Raw genomic sequence first — 1,216 nt, 5'->3', positions numbered from 1 at the left:
CACTAGTGTCCACTAAAAACGATTAACAATCGTTGTAAGTGGTTGATATGCGACAAAATACGAGCAAAAAATGACTCTATGGGTTAGAAATGACTATCTTTGCAGAAAATTACAATCTGTAAGTTAGTTTAGACTCATGAATCAAGGTAAGTATATATTCAGTCAAATATGTGATTTCCTTCCCAAAAACCAGTTCGATTGGTTCGTAAAAAAATATCAAGGAAACAAATATGTTAAGAAGTTCACTTGTTGGAATCATTTGCTAGTGATGATATTCGCTCAGTTGACCCATCGAGAGAGTCTTCGAGACTTGATAGCTACGCTCAATGCGCATAAGACTAAGTTCAACAGGCTTGGATTTGGCACATCTGTTACCAGAAGTAATCTTTCCAAAGCTAATGAGCAAAGAGAGGCTAAAATATTTGAAGACATGGCGTATCATATGGTCAAGACCGCAAGAGACTTACGCATAGGATTAGTTGACAAAGACTTCTTCTATGAAGGTAATGTCTATGCTTTTGACTCAACAACCATCTCACTTTGCCTAAATGTGTTTTGGTGGAGTAAACTTCATCATGACAAAGGTGGTGTAAAGATGCATACCTTATATGATGTAAAGACAGACATACCATCATTCTTTCTTATAACCAATGCGGATTTACATGATTCCAAGGTAATGAACGAGATACCTTATGAGCCTGATGCTTTATACATATTTGATAGAGCATATATGGACACGGAGCAACTCACCATCATCAATACGATAAAGGCGTTCTTTGTTGTTCGTGAGAAACGTCGTATGTCATATACAGTGATTGAAGACAAACAATATAACAACCCTATAACGGGAGTGATGGCTGATCAAACGATACAGTTTAGTGGATATAAAACACGAAAGCAATACTCTTCCCCAATGAGAAGAATCACCTTTTATGATAAGGAGGGAAACAGAACCTTTGTGTTTTATACCAATAACTCCATCCTCTCTGCAGAGGATATTGCATTGGCTTACAAATATCGTTGGAGGGTAGAGTTGTTCTTCAAATGGATGAAGCAACATCTTCATGTCAAGGAATTCTATGGCACAACCGAAAATGCTGTAAAGATACAATTGTATAGTGCAATCATTGCATATTGCTTGGTTGCGATTGTTGAACGAAAAATGAAATTGAATATGGAAATGTATGATTTGTTAAGAATTTTATCTGTCTCATTG

The 1,216-nt window shown here is 36.4% G+C and carries 1 protein-coding gene; it reads left to right on the top strand.

Features of this window, described 5'->3' with window-relative positions; translation table 11 throughout:
• Nucleotides 1–136 precede the first annotated feature (136 nt).
• Nucleotides 137–1,216, top strand: a 1,080-nt coding sequence (locus CIK96_RS04210) for an IS4 family transposase (RefSeq protein WP_094439839.1), incomplete at its 3' end; no start/stop codon positions are given.

The sequence above is a fragment of the Prevotella sp. P4-98 genome (genome assembly GCF_002251405.1).
Classification (GTDB): domain Bacteria; phylum Bacteroidota; class Bacteroidia; order Bacteroidales; family Bacteroidaceae; genus Prevotella.
Note: the sequence above shows the minus strand (reverse complement) of the source record. Positions and strands in the feature narration are given on the sequence as shown.